1 protein-coding gene is annotated in these 3664 nt (G+C 55.2%); it reads right to left on the bottom strand.

Annotated features, from left to right (window positions below):
- Positions 1-219: 219 nt before the first annotated feature.
- Complete coding sequence (locus NB063_RS30120; protein WP_250933168.1) at positions 220-3294, bottom strand: PVC-type heme-binding CxxCH protein; 3075 nt, start codon at positions 3292-3294, stop codon at positions 220-222.
- Between the last annotated feature and the right edge of the window lie 370 nt (positions 3295-3664).

Genomic DNA, 3664 nt, shown 5'->3' with positions numbered 1-3664 from the left:
CGGACTTCCCTACCCCTATAGCTTTCTAGCGGTAGGTCGCGATCCCTCCGGTTTGAGCAACTCGTGATTTCCGGTTAGACGACCACTCGTAAGCCAAGTCGCGTAGGCGACACGTTGAACGGGCGGCCAAGGCGGTTCCCCTTCGGCTCATACTCGGTTTGGCATTTCCATCGACGCATGGCTCGCTTGTTCGCTACGCGTTTGTTTGGAAACGGCTTCTTAAAGATTCGGTAGCCGAGCAGCCTGCACGGCAATCGACTCCAGCGCCTCCTGTTTATTTTTCGATTGCGGTTGAAAATCAAGTGCTCTCAAATACCGCGCCGCATCGGAACGATCTACTGATTGCGTCAACACCTTGGCGAGTAACTCGCTCGACTTGGTGGCTCGACTGCGCCAAATCAAATCCCGTCCTGCGGCAGTGTCCCAATCGTCGCCCACGGTTGCTAACCACGCGTCCATACACGAGTCCCAATTTCCATCCGCCGCGATGCCGAGAGCCTCGACATACCAGCGGTCTGCACCATCGTGTTTGAATGCATACTGCGCCCATATCGGAGCCATCGCCTCGCCAAGACCACGCAGTGAAAGCGCTGCCTCGCGGCGAACTTGCGGCGACGGATCGGACAGAAATTGTGACGCGACGTCGATCATGTCGATGCCGGCCGCAGTCGCAATTCGAATCGCAACGCACCGCACATCCGAGCTCGAATCAGCTTTCGCGAGCGAGATTGATCTTTCGGGATTAAAACTCGCCAACACCCACAACGCACGAGCCCGAAATGCCGGGTTGGTTGACTTTTCGATCAACTCGATTAACGCCTTTTCACTACCTCGGCCTTCCTGACGAAGCTTTGCAGCCGCCACGTACCTGGTTGCGATGTTGGGACTCTTCAAACCTTCGATCGCTCCCGCAATGGTTTCCAAATCGAGAAGCGTCAATTGATATGTCGCCTCGTTTCCAGCGTTGGTCAGCCGAAACACGCGTCCTCGTTCCGTATCGCCCATACGGTGTCCGCCGACGCCAGGATCGTACCAATCGGCAACGAATAACGATCCGTCCGGGGCCACGCAGACATCAACGGGTCGGAACCAACGATCCCCCGTTCCTGTCAACATCTCTTCTTGATGACCGACGTACCCGGCGCCGTCATCTTGCAGTGCATACATGCGGACCGAGTTCGGCCCCGGATCGCAATGAATCAATTGCCCGTGGTATTTCTCCGGCAACATTTCACCTTCGTATCGGATGATCCCAGTCGGCGATCCCGCTCCGGTTTGAACAACGTTGGGAACCACACCTGGATCTCGCAGGTGCCAATGCCGCAGTGGAATCTCGTCGTGCATGCCCGTTCGGGGCACCCGCCAAGTCGAATGGTCGAGCTCGCCACGATACCCGTAATTGCCGAACGGCATCACATAATTGATGCGAGTTCCTCGGTTGCCATCGTCGTCATTGTCCGACTGCCACATCGTGCCAAACGAATCGACACAGACTTCCCAATTGTTTCGAAAATTCCACGCCAGAGTTTCAACTTTGGTACCGTCCAAATCGCAACGAAAAACCATTCCCTGTTGATACGGTTTGCCGTGATCGCGAACTTCACGTCCGCTCCGATCAACGATGAGTTTTCCGTTTGCGTCTTTGATCTGGTGCCCTTCGTTTCCGAAGTTGAAATAGAGTTTGCCGTCCGGCCCCGGCACGAACGCGTGGATGCCGTGATCGTGCTCGACACCGCCGATTCCGGTAAACATGACATCCTTGTGATCGGCAACGAGGTCACCGTCCTCGTCTAAAAACGAGTAGACACTGTCGCCCGCGGAAACGATCACGCGGTTACCTAGAACGCAGATCCCATGCGCCGAATTCACATCCGTGCCTTGATGGAACACGGTTTCGTTATCAGCGGCCCCGTCGCCGTCGGTATCCTCCAGCACTAAGATCCGGTCACCTTCGGTGCGCACCGGGTTATTCGGATTTCGAAAATGACGGTAATTCACGACTTCGCAAACCCAAACGCGGCCGAGATGATCCACATCGATGTTGCTAGGGTTACGGAGTGTCGGTTCAGCGGAAAACAAATTGACGGCGAGTCCGTCGGCAACAGTTAAGCCGGCAAGTGCATCGCTCGCAGCGTGAGATACGGCCTCCGCGACTTCGTTCCCGTTCGCATTGAGAACGTGAAAGCCTTTCTGAGTCTTGTTCTTGAGCAGACTTAAATAATCAACGAGATCAACTAGTTCTTGCACCGACATCAGTTGATGCAGATTTTCGGGCATCAGTGATACGTCACGCTGGATCATCTCCTCGATGTCATCGGTCGCAATTTTCCGCTCGATCCCTTCGGGTGTCTTGATCGTGACTTCGTCATCGTTCTTGTTGACCAACAAACCGTTGAGCACCAAACCGTCGACGGTGACGATTCCGTATTGTTCGTAGTTGTGACTGATTCCGGCGTTCGGATTGAGTATCGCCGTGTACATGGCTTCCCGAGAAAGCTTGCTACCGATCTCCGATAGATCCGGGCCAACTTCGACTCCGACTCCGTGTACTTTGTGGCATTTCGAGCACGTGCCTTTGGTATTGAAGGTGACTTTTCCGGCTTTGCCATCACCTTTCATCCGCAGCAGTTTCGAAATCGCGGGCAGTGATTCCCCCGTCGTTGACGGTGGCGGCGCCAATTCGGCGGCAATCTCATGCAGTTCTTTGGATTTCGCGTTGAGCAAGGCGTTGTAAACGACGTACCGGCACTCGCGAGGAAGCGTTTCGCTGCGATGCAAAGAGGCAAGATACTGTTGCCCCACGCGTCCGCGGCCCAGCCCACCAGCTGCAGCGATTCGCACCGACGCCGGGACATCAGCGGTGACAAACGGTTTTAAAACGGCAACCGACTGACCGTCATTGATCAAGCCGAGCGAACTGGCGAGAGCGACCGAAACCGAGTCACCCACCGCGATACGATCTTTCACCCACTTCGATTGACCTGAGGCCAGCAGCAATCTCGCCGCTTCCACCTGCAGACTGGCATCGACATTCGGTTCAAAAAAGTCGATTAGTCGTTCGGTTTGGTTGCGCAGCTTCAACTTCGACACAAGATCGAGGAGTTCTCGTTGACCTGTCTTTTGTTCAAGGTATCGATCGACAGCGTGTGCCACTTCGACATCCGATTCCACGAGCCCCGCTCCATCGTCCATCCGCAATAGCGCTTCGACAACGATAAAGTCGGGGTCAGACGCGTCGGCCAATGCCACACCGGCACACAACAACAGACAAATCACGTGCAGTAGAAAACGCATGGTGGGAGACTTTTCGGGTCTGGGGGGCGGGAAACGTCAGAGGCAATCTTGCCACGCCAAATCGGCGGAATCGATTTTAACGTAGGAGAGATCGCCTGGGGCTTGTTCCTCGCATTCTAACCCACCGTGTCAGCGAATTGGGCTCCGTCTCAGCTGGCGTGACGTCGGAGGGCATTTTGTGCCGCTTCGACAAAGACCATCGACGCAAAAGCAATCTCTGCCGCTCCTCGACGAACTCCTTTCCGAGAGTCGCCGACAGTCCACTGCTCACTCCCTCGGGATGTAGATTCTTTCAGTGATCTTATTAGTGGAAAACGCAAGCTGTCCGGTTACGCGGGACCGGACGGCTTGCGGGCTGTTGTTTTAGGCG

The organism is Aporhodopirellula aestuarii, assembly GCF_023701485.1.
In the GTDB taxonomy this organism is placed as follows: domain Bacteria; phylum Planctomycetota; class Planctomycetia; order Pirellulales; family Pirellulaceae; genus Rhodopirellula; species Rhodopirellula aestuarii.
This window is presented reverse-complemented; position numbering and strand designations above follow the sequence as displayed.